This window comes from Sphingobium fluminis (genome assembly GCF_037723805.1).
Taxonomy (GTDB): Bacteria; Pseudomonadota; Alphaproteobacteria; order Sphingomonadales; family Sphingomonadaceae; genus Sphingobium.
Genome location: NZ_JBBJUK010000002.1, coordinates 71769 through 92971, shown reverse-complemented (window position 1 = coordinate 92971; position 21203 = coordinate 71769). Strand labels below are relative to the sequence as shown.

Sequence of the window (21203 nt, the reverse complement as noted above, 5' to 3'; positions counted from 1 at the left end):
AGTATGGCTCATACGCTGGAAGCGGCGGCAACCGCCGAAAGAGGATGACGATGCTATGGCTCTAACGATCATCGGTGCCACGCGCCTGGATGCCTGGCGGCGCATAATTAACGATCATTGTTATATCTCCGACACTGAGTTGATCACATCTTCAGGCGCTAATGACGTCGACTTTTCATTGGCTAGCGTAGAAGCTGGCATGATGGACGTTGAGCGATATTCTGGCCCGGATAGCGCCACGCGACGAACTTGGCACCACATTCGGCAAAAGCCGCGCGAGTCTTACCTGTTGTGGTTTCCTCAAAATGGTCACGTGATCATTACGCAAGATCAAGAGCGTGAGAGCATGATCGAGCGCGGAGATTTTTTTGTAACCTACGGAAATAGACCGCATTATGCGAGAAGTACCTCTGGAGGAGGGGATCCGTGTACGCAGCTATTTGTTTGGGTGCCGGCTCATGTCATGAGATCAACTATTCCTGAAATCGATGATTTATGCGGGCGTAAATTCTCTGGCGGCCAAGGACCAGGCTCGATCGGCGCGAACCTTTTTGGTCAGCTTCTTGACCAGGCCGATCATTGCCCCCCTGATACGCTGGCCAGTCTCGGCGAGGCTGCGCTAAACGCGGTACGGGACGCGGTTCGCGTCAATGGCCAGGCACCGCACGGCGGCAGTAACCACCGCAGCGGTTCTTTTGAGCGAGTGATGCGGTACATTGATCAGAACTTTACGAAGCAGGGTCTGACAGCGGAACAGGTGGCACACGATTGTAATCTGTCTCTGCGCTCATTCCACTATCTAATGCGTAGCATGGATATAGGCTTTGCAGCCTATCTTAGAACTAAGCGCCTGAATCAAGCCAGACAGTGGCTAAATGATCCGGAATTTGTACGTTTCAACATTGTTGATATTGCCTATATGTCCGGCTTTCCTAACGCATCTTACTTCAGCAATGCTTACCGCAACGAATTTGGCACAACGCCGCGTGAAATGCGCCGCTCTATCGAGGGATCAATCATGGCCTCGCGAAATGTAATTTAGACTCCAATTACTCGCCTTTGGAACTGTGGATACCATAGTCGCGATATTACACCTTCAATCTCCGTTGGTCGTTTCTCGGTTCGCAATGCACTTTCACCCGGCTTGTAGCGGTGTTCGGACGATCCCGACGACACCGGCAATACGGTTAGCCGCTCACCATTTTGCGTTTCTGCCGAGTAACCAAAGGGTGACGCAGACCGATACAGGGGGGTGAGGACAGTCCCGGCGGCCTAACCATAGCGTCTCGGATGACAGGGAAGTGACGGCAGCATCAACGGAATGGTTTTAGCCGTTAGACAAAATACCCATTGCAACGGGCAGGACATCAATGATGAACGACGAAAATAACTATGTTCCCGCCGAAATATGGGTATGGAACAAGGATAGCGGCGGCGCTTTTGCCAGTCTGAACCGCCCCGTCTCCGGAGCGACCAGCGAGAAGCCGTTGCCCATCGGCCGCCACCCAATTCAACTCTATTCGATCGGGTCGCCCAATGGGCAGAAGATCACAATCCTCCTCGAGGAGTTGCTTGCACGAGGCATAGAGGGTGCCGAATATGATGCATGGTTGATCGAAATCATGCAAGGGGACCAATTCACCAGTGGATTTGTTGAGGTCAATCCCAACTCGAAAATCCCAGCCATGGTCGATCGCAGTGGAAGTCAGCCGGTTCACATCTTCGAATCCGGCGCGATCCTGATGTATCTTGCGGAAAAGTTCGGCGCTTTTCTTCCTGAAGCAGGAGCTGCTCGGGCGCAATGCCTGTCCTGGCTGTTTTGGCAGGTTGGCAGCACGCCTCTCCTTGGCGGAGGCTTTGGCCATTTCTACACGTCCGCGCCTACCAAAATCCGATACGCGATCGATCGTTATGCCTTGGAGGTCAAACGGCAGATGGACGTTCTTGATCGCCGACTGGCAGACAATGAATTTACTGCTGGGCCGGATTACACCATAGCAGATATGGCAATCTGGCCCTGGTACGGCGGTGTCGCAACGGGGCAGTTCTACGACGCTGTAAAATTTCTCGGCTTAGATGAATATCGGCACGTTCAACGTTGGACGAAGACCGTTGGAGAACGACCGGCGGTTCGTCGCGGCATCATGGTCAATCGCACATTCGGCGACCCCGCCACACAGTTGCGAGAGCGTCATGATGCCAGCGATTTCGACAGAATATCCTAGGATAGGCGGGTGCAATCAGAAGGGGCTCAGCTCAGCTCAGCGCAGAACAGGGCAGACCAGAGCGGAATGTACGGAAGCATATTGCCGTCAGCAAGAGGATCTATAGGCGGTGAGCCGGCATAGAGTCCAAAGCAGCTAATAGGAAAGAGAAATGGGCGGCCACACGAAAGTTGCGTTTCTGACAAATGCTTTGGAGTATGTCGGGCCTGCCGCTATTCTATCCCTCGCATCAGATGGATGGACTATATTCTGTCAGGACGATAGTTTCTCATCTTGGGAAAAGCGTGATCATTTTGAACGAGCTAATCCAGGTCATTTCGCAGCCGAATGCAGCGGCTCGGCGGAGTTTATTGAAGAGGGCCTCAAGCGTTTCGGTAAGATCGATTGCTTTATCAGCAACGAAATTCCGAAAAACATCTCTTATTCCATGAACATCGCTACTTTGAGCGAGGTGAACGATCTTCTTCTGGATGCAGAAGCGTTTATTGATTCACTCCTGGCGTCGCCAATTCGCCTCCTAAGGTCGGTGGTTCCGGCCATGAAGACCGTCGGGGGCGGCAGCATAATTTTGATTACTTCCGGCGCGCCGCTGCGCAGCCCGGCTATTCGCCTGCCGCATGGTTACCTCGCCGGACGCGCGGGTGCGAATGCGATGGTAAAAAGCTTAGCTGTCGAACTTGCGCCGCTCGGCATCCAAGTGAACGCTATCGCGCCATTTTTTATCTATAGCCGGAACGGATTTCCTGAACCACTGGGCGCAGACGATCCTCAGGTGCAGGCGATCGTCAATTCAGTCGTTCCTGCGCAACGCGTTGGCCGCTGGGAGGAGATCGCACCCCTGATCAGGCTTCTCGCCTCGGGAGAGGCTGGCTTCGTCAGTGGGCAGGTCATTGCATTTTCAGGCGCGGGCTGCTGACAGATTGATGAGCTGAATCTCGTCCGCCTTGGCGAACTGGCCGCTGGCCTGATCGTGGCCCCATACTTCCTTGCCCCAACTGCCCCAGAGCAACTGGAAAGCCTCATGCGCTCGACCGTAGCGGTCGGGGCTCGACGGGATTTGTTTGCCGTAGTTCGCAGCTACATCGGCGCCGCTCGACGTGACGGCATCCCAGCTGGCACAACCATGGCTCATGACTTTGAGCGCCTTGAATTGCCGGGCGAGGGCGCAAGGATCGTTGAACGTGGTCGAGCCGGTGGCTAAGAGGCCGATCCGGTTCGCCTCAAGTGCAAGCACGGCCAGCATCGGCATCACGCCGATGCTGCAATAGAGCGGTTCGTATTCGATCTCCCCGACCCGGCAGGAGCACGAACCGAAGCTTGCCGCCCTCTGTTGCCTTGCCATGCCTGATCTTGGCTTCGAGGCTGACATAGCTCGTCGGATCCACGCCGGGCACGCGCGCCATGCGCCGGGCTGGGGGCCATGGCGATTGCCGGGCTGCATGCCTGTTAGCATTTGCTTCGGCGGAAAGGCCTTGTCCCTCATGCCCATTAACGCACGCTGCGGAAGGTGGCGCGCAATTCGTTGACGAACGCGGCAGGTTGCTCCCATGCTGCGAAGTGGCCGCCCTTAGGCAGGTCGTTGAAGTGGAGAAGGTTGGCGAAGCGGGGTTCAGCCCAGCGACGTGAAATGCGGGCCATTTCGCCGGGGAACATGCTGACGCCTGCCGGCACTGGCATTGGTTCCTCGATGGTCACCGGACGAGGCTTTTCTTGCGCCGTTTCCCAGTAGAGGCGCGCCGAGCTTGGTCCCGTGTTGGGTAGCCAGTAAAGCATGATATCGTCGATCATCTCATCGAGTTTGAACACCCGCTCCGGGTGTCCGCCGCTATCGGAAACGTCCTGCAACATCTGGTAGATCCAGGCGGCCTGCGCGACCGGAGAGTCGGCGATGCCATAGGCGATCGATTGCGGATGCTTGCTGTTGATGGCGCTATAGCCCGACAGATTGTCGACATAATATTGCATGTCGGCGAGGATCTTCCGCTCCGCCGGCGAGGCGGTCGCGCGTTCGGCCTCGCTCGGCATATACTCAACGAGGTTGAGGTGGATGCCGACCAGTCCGCGCGGCTGCATATAGCCAAGGCGGGTGGTGATCTGTGCGCCACGATCGCCGCCCTGAGCTGCCCATCGCGTATGGCCCAGACGTTCCATCAGGACGATCCAGGCCTTGGCGATGCGCTCATTATTCCATCCGGCCGTAGTGGGCTTGCCGGAAAAGCCATGTCCCGGCAGCGACGGTATTATGACGTCGAAGGCGTCCGATGCCTTGCCGCCATGCGCCATAGGATCGGTAAGCGGGGCGATGACATGGCGGAACTCCAGCACCGAACCCGGCCAGCCATGCGTCAGAAGTAGCGGCAGGGCGCCGCGTTCCTTCGAGTGCACATGTAGGAAATGGATGTCGATCCCGTCGATCCGGGTGACGTGCTGATTCAGACTGTTGAGAAACCTTTCGCACGAGCGCCAGTCATAGCCGTTCTGCCAACGCTCGGCCAAACGACGGATGTCGGCGAGCGGTGTCCCCTGTCGACTATCTTCGACGGTTTCCTTGTCCGGCCAGCGGGTTCGCGCGAGTCGGTCCTGAAGATCGACCAATCGTGCACGAGGAATTGCAAGGGTGAACGGCCGCACACTGCCGTTAGAAGCGGCTGCCGTATTTTGCGGCAACGCGTCGTCTGCCAGCATGCGGGAGACCCGAACGGTCGAGGAAAGCAGCGCAGCGCCCACGGCTGCGCAACCCGACAGGATGAATTGCCGACGAAGCATGAATTGCCGACGAAGCATGAATTGCCCTCCAAAGCGGACGCTCCTGCAAGCGCCCTTCGCTGCGTCGTTCGACGGGATGAACGACGCAGATCATGAGATTAATATTGATGGCGCGGACCAACCGGATGCCCCAATCCTCATCGGGATCGGTCGTGCCGACGCGCAGATGCTCCTGGATCACGGCCACACCGAGGTCGCACCGCCTGGGCAGTTTGTCTCGCTCCGCCGTATCCAGCACGGCACCGAGGTTGCCGAGAGAAAGGTCGGTGCGATAATCGGGTCCGTGCGCGTTACCGTCGGGTAGGCTCTCTCCTCTTATCGCTTCCGGTCTGGATTACGCCGCCTCTACTGTATGGGCTTCGATCGTGACACCGAGACGCCGACGGACAGAGGCGAAGATAGCGGCAAGATTGTCCATACTAGGGTTACCTTTTTCGGACAGCATCCGATGTAGGCTTTTGCTCGGATGTCTAGTCTCCTCTGCCAGCGCCTCAAAGCCAACCGAGGCGTTGACCAGATCGCGCAGGATGAGCCGCGCGACATGCGGTTCGCCATTAAGGAAAGCGGTCGCCGCTTCATCAAGCATGGCCTTGGAAAAGGCTGGGTCGCGCATGGCGCGTTCCTTCACCGTTTCCTTGAAATCTCGGTTCAGCGTCATATTGCTACTTCCTGCCTTTTTTGTCGGTCGCCTTGCGGACCTTATATTCATTCAGCAGCACCCTAGCCTGATCGATGTCTGATTGCTGCCGCTTCTTCGTCCCACCTACGAACATGATGACGAGTTCATCCCCTTCCTTGGCGAGATAGAGTCGATAGCCTGGTCCCCAGTCGATCCGATATTCTCCAAGGCCGCCGCCGATCCATTTGACATTCGAGACGTTACCCAACTCCAACCGCACTATGGCTGTCGCCACCTTAGCGGCGGCCTGTGAATCCAGACCGTCGAACCATGATCGGAACGGACAGGAACCGTCCTCGCGGATATATTCCTGAACTATCAACTCATCGCCTTTCGAGTAACATATACGTTACCATATGTCTAGGGCCGGCCATCAGGCGACCAATCGCAGGCGGTCAAGCTTGGCGGCACCTTGTGCCAGCAGCTTGGCGATTTCATCTGATGTGCGTCGCACGGCCAGTTTCAGGGCTTCATCGACGTGAATGTAATCCTGCGTCACATTCTGTGATGCGTGACCCAACATCGCGCGGATCGTCAGTTCGGAGAAACCAAGTTCGGCAGCAATGCTGGCGAAAGTGTGCCGCAAGGTGTGGGGCGTAACGCCCACTATGCCTGCAAATCCGCAGATACGTTGCAGGCAGGCACTGGCCGCCGTGAAGGAGCCGTCGCCTGTCGTGGCCGGGAAAACATGGGGATTGCCTGCAAACTGTGGCTGCGCCACGATCACCTTGATTGCTTCCGGTCCGATCGCCCGGATTTGTCCGCCGGTTTTGGTATCGGGGAAGGCGACAAAACCGCCCATCGGTTTCACCCATGCGCGCTCCATGGCTTGGCCTTCTTCACGGCGATATCCAGTCAGCAGCAACAATTTGATCACTGAAATCCCGGTCGGACTAACGCCCTGCTGCTCGGCATAGGCCATCGCCTTGCCCAGCGTTTCGATCTCTGCAACGCTGAGCCGACGGGTCTTCTTATTGCCCGCCAGCTTCTTCGCGCCTTTGGTGGGGTGTTCGAAAAGCACCCCCTTATGCCTGGCATGGCCCAGGATCGCCTGGATCGTTCCGAGGCAGCGCGCAGCAACGCCGGGACCACCGGTCGCCTTACCACCGCGCCCGCCGTTGCGGCTCTTCTGCGTCTTGTGATTTTGACGTCGTCCTGTATTGCCTCAACGTCGGCGATTGTCAGATGCCGCGCTATGCGCTTGCCGATCAGGGGCTTGATATGCGTCTTGATCCGGCTTTCATCCATCGCCAGCGACGATTCCTTGATCGGACGGTTTTTGCGGCCGAGAATCCTGCCCGCCCGGGCCTCCGTCAGATACCAATCGCACAGTTCAGTGACGGTCATCTCCTTGGGCGCATGGCGCGCATCTTCCGTAGGGTCTTCGCCGGAAGCAACCTCGCCAAGCTTGATCTTCGCCAGATCGCGCGCTTGATCCACCGTAATGACGCCGAAGCGACCGATCTTGACGCGCCTGATGCGGCCTTCCTTGTTCATAAATTGGATGACGAAGGTTTTGGTGCCGGTCTGTCCGATGCGGACCCCGAACCCTTTGATCTCAGTATCCCAGATGAACGCCTGACCCGCCGTGGGCGGGGTGAGAGCATCGACCGTTCGCTTGTTGAGCTTGTCCTGCGCCATGCGCGCCTCCTCCATTTTATTACGCGAGTCCTGAAAAACCGAAAAGTAATAAGGACGTAATAAAAATCGGTCGTTTCGTGGCAGGTCAGAGGTTACTGCGTCGTAGCTTTGATGGAAATATCCAATTGAAAAGGCGTATAAGATTGTCGAATGGCGCATTCTGGCGTAACGGCTCAGATCGGGTTGCCAAGGTTGGGGGCGAGGGTTCGAATCCCTTCGCCCGCTCCAAAATCCGCAGAAATCTGCGGTTTTGAAAATCGACAGTTTTCTGACAATCGGAAATCCGCGATATACGGATCGCATACGGATACCCGATATCAGGAACGGATTTTGGAAAAATCACAGGCTACCGAAGCCATGGATTCTCTGTCCGATTCCCCTGACGAAAAGTCGGTGACGGGCAAAAACATACTAAAATCCAAGAGTTTCCGGGATGGAGGTATCTACCTGCTCCTGCGTGGGGATTACAAGAAGCCCACCTGGATGTGCCGGGTAAAGGCACCGGGTATGACCGGTCGCGGCGCTTCAATGCGCGTCGCGGCCACCGCGCCAGCCCTTACGCCGTGCCTGCGCATCAGCATCGACGCTGCGCCCCAAGGCACATGATCCTCCGTCAAAGTCACGCCGGCTCGATCTTGTCGACGCCGATCACGTCGTGCCCTTCCCGAACACCCTCGACACGCACTTTGCTGCCCAGCAGACGCTCGTGCCGGCCAAGGGCCAGCAATCGCCACTGGCCCCCGCCCGGCATCTGAAGAACAAGCTGGCGGCCCTCGAGGAGGAGCAGGCCTTCCAGGGTGATGGGGCGTTCGCGGGGCATGTTGGGCAGGCCTTGTTACTCTGTCACGATAGCTCAGGAGATCGAGACGGGTTTGCAATTATATAGCATCTCATACTAGCGCTGATCCCCATTAAAATCGAATGGCGACAGGCAGAATCAGCGTGACAACCTAAACAAAATGCCGGCCGAAATGCTGAATGTCCCTTGATTCAGGCTTTATGATGGCGACCACGGCGCGTATTTTCAAAAAGACTTTTATATAGAGTGTTTCGCGCTAATCTGGGGGCACCGGAGTTCGAGGATATACTATGAAGCCCAGCTTTCGCGCTGTGATGTACCTGCTTTTTTTCTCCCTGCTTACCTGCCAGTTCACTATGGCGTTGGCCGCTCCGAATGCATATCAGACCATCATCGTGACGGGCGAGAAGATCGATCGTTCCGTCCATGCGACCCCCTCCAGCGTTGCGGTGACGACCGATCAGTCCATCTCGGATCAAGGCATGACCACGCTCTTCGACATAGTCGATCGGACACCGAATCTGGTTGCAGACGGGAACCGGACGACATTTTCGATCCGGGGTATTGATGCGTTCAACGTGTCGGGCGCAGGAGATGGCGCGCTGGCAACGGTGTATCTTGATGGCGCGGCACTGCCGCGTCTGGCCTTGTCGACGGGGCCGCTGGACCTCTACGACATCGCCCAGGTGGAAATATTCCGCGGGCCTCAGTCGACGGTGCAGGGGCGCAATGCCCTGGCTGGCGCCGTGATCATTCGGACCGCAGACCCGACCTATGATTGGACAGGGCGAGCGCGCGTCATGATGACGGGCGAAGATGAGGGACGTCGTGCTGGAGCGGCGCTCGGTGGCCCCCTGATCGATCAGGAGGTCGCATTTCGTCTCGCCGGCGAGCTTTCGCGAGCTGATGGTTTCATCCGTAACGTCACCACGGGGCGAAGCGCGGACCCGCGCGCTTCGCAAACGCTTCGCGGCAAGCTGTTGGTGACGCCGCGCGCGGTGCCAGGCCTCCATATCGTCGCAAATTTCATGCATGACGATCATCGCCAGGGGACATTCTACACTGAATTCGATCCGCCGTTCACGCCCGGCGATCGGATTTCGACGGCCGACGTTGCCGACAAAAAACATGTGTCCACCAAAATTGCCAGCCTGGCTATCCGTCAGGATGTCGCAAGCGGGATCACCCTCAACAGCATCAGCAGCTATGGCGACATTCTGTTTCGCTCCGTCTCGGACGCCGATCGAAGCGCCCAGATCGGGCAAGTCAGCCACATCCGCGACAGAACCCGGAATTTTCAGCAAGAATTCCGGTTCAACGTCACGAAAGAACGGCTCGATGCTGTTGCCGGGCTCTTTTACCTGAATGAACGACGCGATTATAATTTTCAGGCCGATCAGAACCTTGGCTTGGTGCGTTTGGGTGTCGATGGACAATTAAGGCGTCTTGGCCTGCCGCAAGCAGCCATCGATTCGGTATTGGGGCTTTATGGCGGCGTGGTTCCTGTCAGAAACGGCCTCACCCAATTCACACGAACAGAAAATTATGCAGCTTTTGCAGACGTCACCTACAGGCTGGGTGATCGGCTGAGCGTTCGTGCGGCGCTACGCTATGACCGTGAGGCCCAGCGACTGGATGCCATCCAAACGGCCTCCATCTACCGGTCGCTACCCGACGCAACGACCATTCCTTTCGCGTCGCTGGTGCCCATTGTAAACCAACTGAATGGCTTGCTTCGAGGCCTCGTATCGGGCGCGAACAACGTCAGTCCTCGCCGGAAAGTGTCCTATGGAGCCCTGCTCCCCAAGCTTGGGGTAACCTATGATGTCGCGTCAGGGACGGCGGTGAGCCTCATGATACAGCGTGGATATCGAGCTGGCGGCTCAGGACTCAACCAGCAACGCGCCACGGCCTATGACTTCGGACCCGAATATACGACGAACTATGAGCTGGGACTGCGCTCAGAATGGTTGAACAAGCGCATCACTATCAATGCGAACGTCTATCGGACGGACTGGCAGGACCAGCAGGTGCTGATTGAGCTGACACCCGGATCGGCCTTCGATACGCAGGTGGGAAATATCGGCAGATCCCGCCTATATGGTCTGGAAGTCGAGGCCCAGGGCCGGATATCGCATTGGTTAAGCGCTTATGCCGGCCTGGGCTACAGCCATACGAAATTTCGGGATTTCGCCGCTTCAAAATCACTCGTCCAGAATATCCAGGGCCATGAATTCTCGCGCGCGCCCAGATGGACGGGCTCTGCTGGCGTGCATTTCGTTCACCCCGCAGGATGGACCGCGAACCTCAATCTCAATTGGCGAAGCGCCTACTACCAGAGCGTGATCACCCAGCGCGAACGAGACATTCCCGGCCGACTTTTGGCGCATGCTAAGATTGGCTGGCAGGGTAGGCATCTCGGCGCGTTTTTCACCGCCAGAAATATCTTCAATGTTCAAAAGCCCAACCAGTTTTTCGATGATGTGGACGGCCGCCGACGGGGTACTCTCAACGACCCGAGGATTTTCGGCCTCATGCTTGAAGGCAGGCTTTGAGCCGCTCTGACCCGTCGGCCAAGTTCTAAGCGATAATAGGTTGCCGCCAGAAACGCATTCCCGCCTCCTGCGGCTCGATCACGATTTCCCTCACCATATCGTCATTTTCCTCACTTTTGGGCTACCCAGCCTAGGAGTTTTCCGTCACTCACATGGTTAATGGGACAATCACGTGGAAGGCGCATGGTGGACGATCGGATCAGTCAGCTGTCCGATATGCAGAGGCAATGCCTTCGGCTCGCCGCTGAGGGGCGGAGCTCGAAGGAAATCGGCCCGATGCTGGGCCTAAGCCATAACACCGTCGATCAGTATCTGCATCGAGCCAGGGTCATATTGGGCGCGGATAATCGCCGGGAAGCGGCGCGTATTTTCACGGAAATCGAGAGCATAGTAGCGTTCAAGAGACTTGAATTAAAGTCGTGCGACATTGCCAAGCCACCGTTTTCGGCCATTTCTGAGGCACCGGCCGAGCAGTCGGGGTCACCGCCAAAACTGCTCGGCCTTCCCCCCAGAGGAGGCCAACCCAATGACCTGAGCTCCCATCACAGGCTGATCGCGATCGGTAAGATCGCTCTGTTTCTGATGATCGTCATGCTTGGCATGATCATCCTTATTAAAGCGGCTTTCATCGTTCTTTCCTGACGGGGGCCGGATCCCAACATTCATACGCAAACAGCGCCGGCCGGGAGCGGTTGCGCGAAGGAGAACCTATGTCCCAGTATAATCCGCTTCTTGCTCGTCGCGTCGTCACCGACATCGGTCGTACCCAAAACGCTATCGACGGCGCACTCAAGAAGCTTACGACGCTGGCGACCGACGTGCTGGAGGCTTTTGCCGAAGCGCAGGTCAGCGATGCAGCGACCCAACCGACGCTCGAAGGCCTGGCCGAGGGCTTCAATACCATCGTCGCTGGACGGCGCGCCTTCGTCGATGTCCACCGCCAGCTCATAGATCTCAAAATGTCCTCCAATCTGCGCAGTGTCGAAATCGGCTGCGAGCCCGGCCCCATTTGTCCGTGGATCGAGCCAGCGGCAGACCTTCGCGCGGTTGCCTAATCGCCGTTTCAGTGCTTTGGCCGCCTCTTCCAATTTCTAAGGCGGCCAAAGCGCGATGTCCCTTCTCATCATGTATTGGGTAATGACATTATGTTGCTGCCTCTATGCCGCCATTGCGGGCGGCGCGACGGGTCGTGCAGGCGCTGCAGTGATATTGTGCAAGACGATTCTGGGCTTTTGTGCTGCTCTGATGGATCAGTCCTGGGCGCGCACGGCTTACCCGCTCCTGTTCATCGACTCGGCCTGCCTGGTCCTGTTTGTCGTGATCGCATTACGCAGCACTCACCTTTGGCCACTCTGGACGACAGGCTGTGCGCTCGCGGCAGTGTGTGTCCATCTGGCATCGATAGCCCAGATCGGCTTTGCGCCGATGATCTATCAGGGGCTCAAGGACATTTGGTCCCTACTGATGCAATTCTTCATGGTGCGGGGGATCGTCCTCGACGTTCGCTATCGGCGGGCGAATATTTTGACGGAAGCAAGGCCAGCCTTCTGACCCATTTGCGCACGCACATGGCCGAACTTCGCAATGAGGAATTGCGCATAATCTTCTTCAACGACAAGCGCGACGGCATTTTGGGCGAGACAGTCATTTCAGGCACGGCGTCGGAAGTGAGCATGCATTGCAAGGATCTCGTTCGACATGCCTTTTCGCTGGACTCTTCGGCGATCCTGCTCGCTCATAATCATCCATCAGGAAACCCACAGCCAAGTACCCAGGACGTCCACTTCACGCGCTCTATTGTCTCGGTCTGTAAAGCCTTGGAAATTACGGTTCTCGACCATATTGTCATTGCCGCCGCCGACACATGCAGCTTCCGTGAAATGGGCATTATGTAGTCGCCAGTAGCAGAGAACCGCCTTCGGAGAACTTTCAAGTCGTGATACTCCGTCAATCCGGCCGCTGAAACGGCCAGACGATATCGCATATCGGGACAGGAAATGCTCAAGCTTTACGTCCTCGCAGTTGCGTTCGTTCTGGCCATCTGAGAAGATAGTCATGGGCAAAGGATTGGCCTGATATATGCATCGTAGGGCACTATGGCGAAAGAGCGTGCACGGCGGCTTCTGGATGAATTGATAACTCAGCGGGGCAACAGCTATGCGGATATTTCAAGGCTGATTGGTAGAAACGCCGCCTACATCCAGCAGTTCATCAAACGCGGAACGCCCCGGAAGCTGGATGAACAGGATCGAGAGATCATCGCCAGATATTTCGGCATCTCCGAACATCTCCTGAGGGGAGTTTCTTCGGTCGATGAGCCCGCTTCGTCTCCCCCGCGCGCGCCCAAGATTATACGCGTGCCGCGCCTCGCGCTGGGCGTATCGGCCGGCGCGGGGACGCTGGATGAAGATGAGCGGCCCGCAGGCGCCTTAGCCTTCGATGCGCAATGGCTGCGCGGCCTGAGTCCTCATCCCTCCGACCTGTCCATAGTCCAGGTCGAGGGAGAATCCATGGCGCCGACGCTGGCAGATGGCGACGAGATCATGGTCGATCCTCATGACGACGCTGCAAGGCTGCGCGATGGCATTTACGTCCTGCGGTTGGACGGGGTCCTTATGGTCAAGCGGATCGCTATAGGACCGCGACGAAATAAATTCAGCGTACTGAGCGACAATCCCCATTATCCCGACTGGTCTGACATCGAGCCCGAGCTTGTTGAGATCCTGGGCAGGGTCGTCTGGACAGGCCGCGCCCTCCAATAAGGCGTCCTGATTGTGCAGCAGCGCCGCGCGGGGAGCAGTGCTTCCAAGCCACGTGTCTGGTGGAAACTGCCCCAACGCCGGGCTTCGATCACTCGGGCAGACCATCATCATGTCAGCAAATTACGCATCACCAGACTTTGAGAAGATATGACTGGCATCGAACCAGCTTACCAGTCTGTCAGCGGTTTCAGCAGTGATTGCCACGAAAACGCGTCGATTATCATGTAAATCAGGCTGACGGACAATCAGTCCTTTGTCGGTCAGGATTCGGATACAACGTAGCGCTGTCGTCGGAGGGACGCATGAGGCTATACAAAGGCTCGAGACAGAAACCCGGGCTTGCTCCAGGTGGGCCGCCAGCAGATCGAGCAAAATGTCCCAGGCGGGATCTGAAAAAAGGTCGCCTGGAAGAAAATCATCTCTTAATCGCCTTGCACGCAACAAGGATCTCACCTGCGTCGCACTAACGCGGGAGTGATGAGGTTGCCATGTTTGAGCTGTTTGGTGCGACCGCGCCGGCAAGCCAATATAGTCGCTTGGCTTATCGGAAATCTGTCGTACGGAAAAAAATGACGGATTAGCTTGCCCCCTGCCGCTCACCAGCGTCTCAATGGTGCTTGCAAGACGACTTACTTCCTCACTCAGTCGCCCGAACTTTGTTTCATCGTTCTCACGAGCTACATCATGGAAAAGGCGGGGCGTACTTTGGGCGACGGCGAGCAAAAGAGCATTCGCCAAATCAGCATCTTCAGGTGCGCATAATATCTGCGTTCTGGGGCTATGACTGGAGGCAAAGACCTGGTCCAGCCTATCAATGCTCGCTATGATGATGAGCTCGATCTGATTTTGGACGGTGTGCAACTCGATTGCTGAAAGCCGCCGCTCGAAATCGGCCCGATCCTGCCCGCAGACCAGTAGAATGATATCGCATCCAACTTGGATGGACAAACGCTCGGGTGCTTTTTCCATCGGGATGACGCCAACCAGCCGTAATGGCGTAGCAGCGGCAGCTGCAATCAGCCAGTCCGGGTCCGGCTCGTCCGATATGATCAGGAGAGTAGAGGTAGCGTTGCTAAACAGACCAAATCCTGTGGCGGGGTTAGGGCGAACCTCGTTCATTAACATCACGTCTCCTGCGACTTGCTACAATGCTTGTGTCGGAAAAGGCTGACTCGGCCCAGACTCAGATAGATCCATAATGGTGTTGATATGGATCGTTTTGCCTGCACTCATTAATGAGTGGCGGAAATCGTTATCTGTTAGCCGTCAGCCCTCGCCTTTAGGAAAAGGTGGCAGAATGCATCGGCCCCCCCCACGGGCTGAAGCGTCTCTCTCGAGGTTCGAACTAGATTCGAAACCTGCTGGCAAACCATATGTTCTGGTCGGAGCGGCAATGAACGGATAGCCGGCGGGACCAGCTCGAGTCGTCGCGACGGCGGCATTTATCTTGTCCGTCAAATTCTTGCTCCAGATGGAGATACTGAAACGCTCATTGGGTCGGTAGGATATCTGGCGACTGAACAGATCATAGAACTGCTGGCGAAAAAGGTTGTCGGGCTCCCAAGAAAAGCCGCTATTATGGTGGTAGGCGGTTGCGAACGTCCAGTTGCCGATTTTCGTATTGACCGTATATTGGACAGCAAGTGCGGCGGTAACTCGCGGTGCGAGTGGCAGGCCTTTGCCCGACGCATCGACACTGAGCAGCAAGGGTGGCGCGTCATAGGGTGGAGCCGTCTGCACAGGCCCGCTCGGCGCGTTACGGTAATCGCGATATGTGGCATTAAGATAGGTCGCGCCGAAATTGAACGGGAGGCCGGGAACGACAAGCAGCGTGCCCTCAAACTCGATACCCTTCACCCGTGAGCGCCGGCATTGGATGGTCACGCTTGCCCCCTTCAGCAACTGGGCCTGAGGGTTCTTCACATCATACCAGAAAGCGGCGGGTTCAGCCGCAACCGGCGATCGAATAGCTCGAATTTCAGCTCGATCTCGTAGGCATCGAGCGTGGAGGAGGCGGGCCTATAACTGCGGCTATGGTAAATATAGGCGCGGACCTCCCGCGTGAATGCATAGGAAAGCGCCGCCCAATAGGTGGGTTTATTTATCCTGTCCCAATCCGTGACTTTCACCGTCGTCAGCACGATCGCATTAATTGACGATGACGCTAAGGAAGCCGCCGCCGGTCAGGCTATGGCAGATGGTTTACAGCGCTAAGTGCCTGGAATCAGTGTCGCGTCTGACCCATCTGTCGCAAAATTCCAAGCGAGAGTGACAGCATGACGACCGACACAGCGACCGCCCCTCAGACTGACGCCTTTGAAGCCGATGTTTCGCGGCTCCTGCAGATGATGGCGCACTCGGTTTATTCCGATAAAGATGTATTCCTGCGCGAACTGATCTTCAACGCTGCCGACGCCAGCGAGAAGTTGCGGTATGAGGCACTGGCCGCCCCCGCTCTTCTGGGCGACGATCCACAGCCGCGCATCACGCTCACGCTGGACAAGGAAGCTGGTCGCCTCGTCATTGAGGATAACGGCATCGGCATGACTTCCGCCGACATGGCCTAGACCCTGGGCACGATCGCGCGCTCAGGCACCAAGGCGTTTATGGACAGACTCGCAGCCGACAAGGGCGGCGAGGGACAGCAGCTAATCGGTCAGTTTGGCGTCGGCTTCTATTCGGCGTTCATGGTGGCGGACAAGGGGGAGGTCATTTCCCGTCGCACCCGCGCGGAAGCGGCGGCAAGCTGGACGTCCGATAGCCTGGGCACCTACACCATAGCGCCAGCCGACACGGCCGATGCACCGGCGCGCTGAACCCGCGTGATCCTCCATCTGTTGGACGAGGCCAGGACCTACGCCGATGCGGCCTCAACCAAGGAGAACCAGACCGCGATTTACTACGCCGCCGGCTCCGACCTGGAGCGGCTGGAGCAGTCGCCCCATCTCGAAGGCTTCCACGCCCGTGGGATCGAAGTGCTGCTGCTGCCCGATCAGGTGGACAGCTTCTGGACGACTATGGGCATCGATCATGACGGCAAGCCCGTCAAGTCCGTTACTCAAGGTGCCGCCGACCTCGGCCTCATTCCGTTGTCCGAGGGCGAGCAGCCCGCCAAGGCCGCGAGCAGCGACAAGGTGGAAGCGTTCATCAGAGGTGCAGCCGGCGAGGTATCGGACGTTAGAGCCTCCGAGCGGTTGACCACGAGTGCGGTGTGCGTGGTTGCGCCCGACAACGCCATGGACCTCCAACTCGAGAAAATGCTGGCCGCTGCAGGCCGTGCGCCTGAGCGTGCCAAACCCGTGCTGGAATTAATTGCGGGACACACCCTTATTGCCAAGCTCGCAGAAGCGGCCGGGGATGAGGACCGGCTGGACATTGCCTTCCTGCTGCTCGACGAAGCTCGCATCGCGGAGGGCGAGCACCCTGCCGATCCCCGCGCGTTCGCCGAGCGTCTGGAGCGGCTGATTGCGCGCGCGTTGCGACGATGGGGCTGTACCGTGCGCGCAATGGCGAACAAAACTGCGCAATCCAGTGCAACAGCGTCGATAAAAAGGAATTGGACTGGCGCGCTAAAGCCCAATCTTATCAAGCGCCGATTCCAGTTCCAAAAACGCAGCTTCCTTATCCTTGGATATCAAGCGGTTTAAAGCTGTCTGCAAACGCTTCTGCAAGATCTGGATGGTCTTGTGACGCACCAACCGTATTCCATTTGTCCGCCATGAAGCGCTGCCGCCAAGCAATGCAGCCCATTTAGCTTCTTCAGTCCTTAAAATATCAAGGGCTAATCGAAGACCGTCACGTTGCCCGCAGGCGTAATCTTCCGACATCAATTTGCTTTTCTTAAACGGCAATGCGCTTCCATATGAGCTAATGTTCGCGCCGCTGGTGCAATGAGGATGGCGCGATCCATTAGCTTACCTCAACGGACGCAGTTCGCCCGGCGCGTAGTTTTGTTTCCATATTCTCTGGGCGCCTGCCGAAGCCAGCGGCAGCAATGGCCGCTGGGTTCGATGGACGATAGCACTAAAAATTGACTTCGGCCCCCACCAGGAAGCTGCGGCCGAATATGCCCTGGTAGTAAGTATTACGCACCGCATTGCCGGTCGTGCCAGGATCGGGCACACCAACGTCGAGCACATTATCCACGTTGAGCCGCAGGCGGAACTGCTTGTTGACCTCGATGCTGAGCGACGTGTTCCAAACGGTCCACGCATCCACCTTGTCGACCTCGCGGGTGTCGACAGGCTCGGTCGCGTCGAACCGGGCCGGGCCGACATAACGAACCTGATTATACCAGGTAAGTGGGCCCCTCTCGTAGGTTACCTCCAGTGCCGCGATATCCTTGCTGTTCCCGATCTGGTTCCGACGGTTTGTAATCGGTCCGTCGCTCGCGATCTGTGTAAATTCCTTGAGCGTGTGCTGATAGTTCACACCAAAGGTCAGGCGGCTGTCGTCGCCGAGCGGCAGCATATAGGAGCCAGCAACCTCGACCGCGCGGAACACCTGCCGACCCTGGTTGATATATGGTTCGGACAGGGTCTCCACCTGACCGAAAATTTCAGGATCGGGATTGGCGCTGCGGGTAATGAGGCCGCAAAATGGATTGTTAGGGTAATCGGTGGCGTCGTAGCAGGCCGTCAGCACATCCTGCGCGCTGGAAGAGGCGATCGCATCACGAATATCGATGTTGATATAGTCAACGGCCAGGCTGAAGCCCCGCAGGAACCGAGGCGTCAACACGGTGCCGACGGTCCAGCTGTTCGAATATTCTTCCTTCAGGCCGGGATTGCCGACAACGGTGATCGGGACGGTGATCGAGTTGATATTGGAGACAAAGTCCGCCGGTAGTCCGGCTGCGGCGCAGTTTGCCTGCCGGGTGGCTGGGCTGGGGCCGCTTTGCAAGTTGGAAACGTCGCACGGGTCATAGCCGCCGTCAAAAGCGGGCTGGTTTGGTACGAACAACTCGCTAACCGCCGGAGCCCGAATGGCCCGGGTGAAATTTCCCCGGATCACTACGCCATCGACAGGTGCCCAACGCCCTCCGGCCGTCCAGGTGAACGCCTTGCCCGTGACCGAGTTACGGACAAAGCGGGCCGCTCCGTTGATCTCCAACTCGTGGATCAAAGGGATATCCTGCTCGTCGCCGATAAGCGGCGCGCGGAATTCTCCGAATAACTCATTCGTGGTATAATGGCCTTTAAGCCCCAGAATGGGGATCGAACGCCCCAATGGGGTGGTGTAGTAAGCGTCGGGCGCGAACGAGGATGACTCCCGCCGGTTCTCATATCCAACAACGACAGCGAGATCGCCACCGGGCAGCTTGGCTACCGCGCCACTCAAGGTGGCGACGAAGTCCCGCTGCGTGGTTACAGCCTTGGTCCGGGCAATAGTCGTCACATAATCTCTGGCTGACTGGCTGGGCGATCCAGAGCCGAATATGTTGAGCGGCGCACAGGTCTGTGAAATCGTGCCGGTGTAGGCCGTTTCATAGGGGGGCGTATTGGGGTCGGTACGAGGGACGGGCGGCTGCGTCGGATCAGTCTGATCGGGATTGAAGGGTGCGCAAACAATATTTCCGGTGGCGTCGGTAGTGACATTGAGGGCACGACGCAGATTAGGCTCGACGAGCGAGGGGATGAGCGAGATGCTCTTTGTTCGGCCGTAATTGCCCGACACGTTCCAGGTCCACTTATGGCCAAGCGCGTCGAAATCGCCTTCGAAACCACCTACGAAACGATATAGGTCCTGCTTTAGCTGCGACTTGCCCGAGCTGAGGTCGGTGTTGGCGCGTCCGAGATAAAAAACGCCTTTCTCGTCCGTCGCGGGCCGGCCGTTAGCGATCAGGCTGGCGCGGATTGTCTCCCTGTCGGCCGCGCTTAAATAGGGGTTATTAAGGCGTACGATGTAATTGCCATTAACGTCGAAACTGCCTTCAGGCGACACGCTGAAGAACGCGGTATTATAGACCGGCTGATCGCGCAAATTGGTGGCACGTGTGCGGGAATACCAAGCCTCGCCGAAGAAGCGGACAGCGTCGCTCAGTTCATAGCTGAGCTGGGCAGCGGCATTGAAGCGGTTTGAATTGACGCGAAGATTGTCGATCTCGGCGAAGTTTAGAGCGTCGCCGCCAATGAAAGTCGTCGCGTCAGGCGTGATCTGTCCTGCATCATAGGGGATGAGCGTCCCCCTTGGCCCGAACTGAACAAGCTGGCCGGCAGCGTTGCGGATATTGCGCGGAGTGGGCCGGGTCGGATCGATCGCGCCTAAGTCTCTAAAATAAGGAATGCCTCCCGCAGTGCCCAGGAAGGTGCGCACATTATCAGCCAGCACCAGTGAGTAAGGCGAGTCTGGATCGGACGGCTGGACGAACTGCCGCTGACGCCGGACCGAGCTACGCTGGGTGCCGAGCAACCCCTCGTCTTTCGAATATTCGGCATTGACCGTGATGTTGCCGCGGCCCCCTGCGAACTTCTGTCCTACCAAGCCGCGTACGCGCCAGTTGAACATGTCACCCCGCTGGCTGACGCCGGTCTGCCCGTCTAGGCTAACGCCCTGGAAGTCGCGCTTGAGGATGATATTGACGGTGCCGGCTATGGCATCTGATCCATAAATCGGTGCGCCACCGATGGAGACGGTCTCTATTCTTTCGATCAGCTTGGTCGGAATAGTGTTGAGATCGACCTGCGATCCGCCTTCCGCAGCGGAGAAGATTGAAGGCGCGTTAGCGCCGACGAAACGGCGGCCGTTGACGAGCGTGAGGGTGCGCTGCGAACCCAGGTTGTAGAGATTTACGAACTGCTGACCGACATTGAAGCCATTGGCTTGCGTGCCAAACTGAGAACTGTCGGGAAGAGCAAAGCCAGGAAGATCCTGCAGGGCCTGGCCCACATTGGTGTAGCCACGATTCTCAAAAGTTTCCGCATTGATCGTGGACGTTGGCTGCGGATTATCGACGCTCGGCCGAGCAATTCTTGATCCCGTTACAATGATGATGTCGTTCGGATTTGGGATCGCTTCGCGCGTCGAGGCAGTTTGAGCAAGTGCCGCCTGAGCCGAGCCAGCTAACGCAATACAAGCGGACGCACTGAACAATCTGCACTTCAACATGATCCAGAACCCCTGTTGCCCTGATCGGCTTGAGCGCCGACATCCTTGGAACGCACCCGCATTGTTGCTGGTCCGTTACGCTGAGAAGCAAAGAATGATTTTCGTGTTGTGTGGCGTTTGCGCCACACCGCGAAGAAGGGGGCCATTTGAAACTTAGCCACGGGCGGCACCGATGTCCGCGATCACCAGCGGACACGTGACCTTAGGCATATTGTCGCCTTGCGCTAAGCGCGCAATAATTCGGCTGCTTACTGGGCACTGCCGTAGTTCAGATACGTGATGCAAGCTTGCGGCGCCACTGCTTTGAAACCGTGCCTTTCCAAAGCGCATTTTTTGCTTTCGTAAATACGGAATGGTCGCAGAAGGTAATCGCCATATGCGGCGGGCTCACAAACCCCTTTTTACACCTGTTCGTGGCGATTCGTCTCGTATCGGGACGTAAACCGTAGCAAATATTAGATCCCAAATTGTCGTTGTTCGCGTCGATGATCGCGATGCGTGCCGCCTTCAGAAAGAGGGCGAGATCATCCATATCATCTGCGACCAAATCACCGACCATGACGACATGCTGCGGTCGATCGGGCGTATGGATTTCACCGTCGCTCCGGGTCGTGGCGACGGTGCGACCAGCGACGGCGGCCCAGACCCACGAAGTCCGGCCTTTCCGCA

At 57.2% G+C, this 21203-nt stretch carries 20 protein-coding genes and 2 pseudogenes; 11 read left to right on the top strand and 11 right to left on the bottom strand.

Annotation, left to right across the window (positions count from 1 at the left end):
- Positions 1-55: 55 nt before the first annotated feature.
- The 3 genes from WG907_RS06575 (at position 56) to WG907_RS06565 (ending at position 3141) form a co-directional block, all read left to right on the top strand.
- Positions 56-1042, top strand: coding sequence for a helix-turn-helix transcriptional regulator (locus tag WG907_RS06575; RefSeq protein ID WP_340231949.1), 987 nt, complete (start codon positions 56-58; stop codon positions 1040-1042).
- Between the two features lie 331 nt (positions 1043-1373).
- Entirely contained in the window at positions 1374-2225 is an 852-nt protein-coding gene (yghU, locus tag WG907_RS06570) for a glutathione-dependent disulfide-bond oxidoreductase (protein ID WP_340231948.1), read from the top strand.
- Between the two features lie 151 nt (positions 2226-2376).
- Positions 2377-3141, top strand: coding sequence for an SDR family oxidoreductase (locus tag WG907_RS06565; RefSeq protein WP_340231947.1), 765 nt, complete (start codon positions 2377-2379; stop codon positions 3139-3141).
- Here the strand turns inward: WG907_RS06565 and WG907_RS06560 are convergent.
- From WG907_RS06560 to WG907_RS06540, 5 genes and pseudogenes are all read right to left on the bottom strand, one after another.
- Positions 3124-3567: an LLM class flavin-dependent oxidoreductase gene (locus tag WG907_RS06560; protein WP_340231946.1), complete on the bottom strand. Its 444-nt coding sequence runs from the start codon at positions 3565-3567 to the stop codon at positions 3124-3126. The genes WG907_RS06565 and WG907_RS06560 overlap by 18 nt on opposite strands.
- A gap of 146 nt (positions 3568-3713) precedes the next feature.
- A complete protein-coding gene (locus WG907_RS06555) occupies positions 3714-5009 on the bottom strand; it encodes an epoxide hydrolase family protein (protein ID WP_340231945.1) in 1296 nt (431 codons plus the stop codon).
- Positions 5010-5325: 316 nt separating this feature from the next.
- Entirely contained in the window at positions 5326-5604 is a 279-nt protein-coding gene (locus tag WG907_RS06550; RefSeq protein ID WP_340231944.1) for a helix-turn-helix domain-containing transcriptional regulator, read from the bottom strand.
- Between the two features lie 49 nt (positions 5605-5653).
- Complete coding sequence (locus tag WG907_RS06545) at positions 5654-5992, bottom strand: type II toxin-antitoxin system RelE/ParE family toxin (RefSeq protein ID WP_340231943.1); 339 nt, start codon at positions 5990-5992, stop codon at positions 5654-5656.
- A 51-nt stretch (positions 5993-6043) separates the two neighbouring features.
- Positions 6044-7311: pseudogene (locus tag WG907_RS06540) on the bottom strand (tyrosine-type recombinase/integrase).
- Between the two features lie 150 nt (positions 7312-7461).
- On the opposite strand from WG907_RS06540, the gene WG907_RS06535 reads away from it, so the two are divergent.
- Positions 7462-7917 (top strand): hypothetical protein, encoded by a 456-nt coding sequence (locus WG907_RS06535; protein WP_340231942.1) that lies wholly within the window; start codon positions 7462-7464, stop codon positions 7915-7917.
- 13 nt (positions 7918-7930) lie between these two features.
- Here WG907_RS06535 and WG907_RS06530 read toward each other — a convergent pair whose 3' ends face one another.
- On the bottom strand, positions 7931-8131 hold the full coding sequence (locus tag WG907_RS06530) for a DUF5818 domain-containing protein (protein ID WP_340231941.1): 201 nt from the start codon (positions 8129-8131) through the stop codon (positions 7931-7933).
- Positions 8132-8400: 269 nt separating this feature from the next.
- On the opposite strand from WG907_RS06530, the gene WG907_RS06525 reads away from it, so the two are divergent.
- The 6 genes from WG907_RS06525 (at position 8401) to WG907_RS06500 (ending at position 13427) form a co-directional block, all read left to right on the top strand.
- Positions 8401-10665, top strand: coding sequence for a TonB-dependent receptor (locus WG907_RS06525; RefSeq protein WP_340231940.1), 2265 nt, complete (start codon positions 8401-8403; stop codon positions 10663-10665).
- 183 nt (positions 10666-10848) lie between these two features.
- Positions 10849-11307 carry a helix-turn-helix domain-containing protein gene (locus tag WG907_RS06520; RefSeq protein ID WP_340231939.1) on the top strand — a complete coding sequence of 153 codons (459 nt, stop codon included), beginning with the start codon at positions 10849-10851 and terminating at the stop codon, positions 11305-11307.
- A gap of 68 nt (positions 11308-11375) precedes the next feature.
- Positions 11376-11720 (top strand): hypothetical protein, encoded by a 345-nt coding sequence (locus tag WG907_RS06515; RefSeq protein WP_340231938.1) that lies wholly within the window; start codon positions 11376-11378, stop codon positions 11718-11720.
- A gap of 55 nt (positions 11721-11775) precedes the next feature.
- Positions 11776-12216, top strand: coding sequence for a hypothetical protein (locus WG907_RS06510; RefSeq protein ID WP_340231937.1), 441 nt, complete (start codon positions 11776-11778; stop codon positions 12214-12216).
- A 17-nt stretch (positions 12217-12233) separates the two neighbouring features.
- Entirely contained in the window at positions 12234-12560 is a 327-nt protein-coding gene (locus tag WG907_RS06505) for a JAB domain-containing protein (RefSeq protein ID WP_340231936.1), read from the top strand.
- 201 nt (positions 12561-12761) lie between these two features.
- Positions 12762-13427, top strand: coding sequence for a S24 family peptidase (locus WG907_RS06500; RefSeq protein WP_340231935.1), 666 nt, complete (start codon positions 12762-12764; stop codon positions 13425-13427).
- A 120-nt stretch (positions 13428-13547) separates the two neighbouring features.
- On the opposite strand, the gene WG907_RS06495 is transcribed toward WG907_RS06500, so the two are convergent.
- The 3 genes from WG907_RS06495 to WG907_RS06485 all read right to left on the bottom strand — a co-directional run bounded on the left by WG907_RS06495 (position 13548) and on the right by WG907_RS06485 (position 15568).
- On the bottom strand, positions 13548-14546 hold the full coding sequence (locus WG907_RS06495) for a MarR family transcriptional regulator (RefSeq protein ID WP_340231934.1): 999 nt from the start codon (positions 14544-14546) through the stop codon (positions 13548-13550).
- A 147-nt stretch (positions 14547-14693) separates the two neighbouring features.
- Positions 14694-15311, bottom strand: a complete 618-nt coding sequence (locus WG907_RS06490) for a TonB-dependent receptor domain-containing protein (protein ID WP_340231933.1) — start codon at positions 15309-15311, stop codon at positions 14694-14696.
- A gap of 35 nt (positions 15312-15346) precedes the next feature.
- On the bottom strand, positions 15347-15568 hold the full coding sequence (locus WG907_RS06485; RefSeq protein WP_340231932.1) for a hypothetical protein: 222 nt from the start codon (positions 15566-15568) through the stop codon (positions 15347-15349).
- A 135-nt stretch (positions 15569-15703) separates the two neighbouring features.
- On the opposite strand from WG907_RS06485, the pseudogene WG907_RS06480 reads away from it, so the two are divergent.
- A pseudogene (locus WG907_RS06480) lies at positions 15704-17074 on the top strand (ATP-binding protein).
- A 376-nt stretch (positions 17075-17450) separates the two neighbouring features.
- Here the strand turns inward: WG907_RS06480 and WG907_RS06475 are convergent.
- Both WG907_RS06475 and WG907_RS06470 read right to left on the bottom strand, forming a co-directional pair.
- The gene (locus tag WG907_RS06475) at positions 17451-20534 is read right to left on the bottom strand and encodes a TonB-dependent receptor domain-containing protein (RefSeq protein ID WP_340231931.1); all 3084 of its coding nucleotides are present in this window, start codon (positions 20532-20534) and stop codon (positions 17451-17453) included.
- Between the two features lie 268 nt (positions 20535-20802).
- Complete coding sequence (locus WG907_RS06470; protein ID WP_340231930.1) at positions 20803-21093, bottom strand: hypothetical protein; 291 nt, start codon at positions 21091-21093, stop codon at positions 20803-20805.
- Positions 21094-21203 lie beyond the last annotated feature (110 nt).